This window comes from Stenotrophomonas nitritireducens (assembly GCF_001431425.1).
In the GTDB taxonomy this organism is placed as follows: Bacteria; Pseudomonadota; Gammaproteobacteria; order Xanthomonadales; family Xanthomonadaceae; genus Stenotrophomonas; species Stenotrophomonas nitritireducens.
The window spans coordinates 1-951 of sequence record NZ_LDJG01000082.1 but is presented as its reverse complement, the minus strand read 5'-3'; the positions used below and the strand labels follow the sequence as shown (position 1 = coordinate 951).

1 protein-coding gene is annotated in these 951 nt (G+C 62.5%); it reads right to left on the bottom strand.

Annotation, left to right across the window (positions count from 1 at the left end; translation table 11 throughout):
• A partial coding sequence (locus tag ABB22_RS18480) for a PilW family protein (RefSeq protein WP_057505458.1) occupies positions 1 to 950 on the bottom strand: 950 nt, incomplete at its 3' end.
• Position 951 lies beyond the last annotated feature (1 nt).

Here is a 951-nt window from a genome sequence, read left to right as displayed (position 1 = left end):
TTCCTGAGCACGATGAAATCCTCCACGCTGCGGCTCAGCGTACCGCCATCCACGCCCTGCACATCGCCTGCGGCCATGGCACCGCGGGCGGCCTCGAATGTAAGCACCACGTGCACGGCTGTAACCCGCGCCCAAGCGTTACCCGCTCCGACTGCATCCGCCGATTGATAACCACTGGCGTCGCCGACTTTGTAGCCGATGGTCATGCCGGTAACTCCTTCGGCGATTTCATCCTTGCTGCCCAGCGCATTGCGGTAAAGCGAACTACCACCACGGGTGTTGGCCTCCACCGTCCACTGCGCATCGAACGGCCGTACGACGAAGGCAGGCGAGCGGCCAACTCCCGGCTGGCAATTGCCGCTTTCCGCAGCCGTCGGCAACACCGCAGGATTGCCCCAGAAACAATAAGGAGGCCCTGCCACCGCATCACCGCATTTTCCAGCTACCGGCTGCAGCGTGAACGCGGAGCCGCAGTTGGCACCCGCTACGTGCTGCAGCGTCTTGCCGGAAATGCCGGATACGGAAAACACGATGGCTTCGTCGCTGTTGCAGGCCATCAGCACTTGTCCTGCCGCCAGCCCATCCACGGAACCAAGCGTGATGGGATCACCAGGTGCCTTGTGTTGCACCACGGAGTATTCGGTGCCGTTGGCCAGATACAGGGTGATCGCGTCCGACGTGCCGCTGCTGCCATGGATGCCGGCGGCGAAACGCCCCCACCAGTTAGTATCGAAGGAGGCCAGCTGTATCACTGGCGACTTGCTGGCACCAAGGCGCAGGCACGGATTCCCACCCGCCTCCCGGATATCACGCGCCAGCAATTCGAACGCGGCGCGCTGGTTTTCCTGGATGCGATTCAACGATTCGGTTGAACCGTATACGCGTCGATTGGACAGGAAGATGCTGCCGGCAGCCGCAACAACCAGCAACCCCAGCAGCAGGGCCACCATC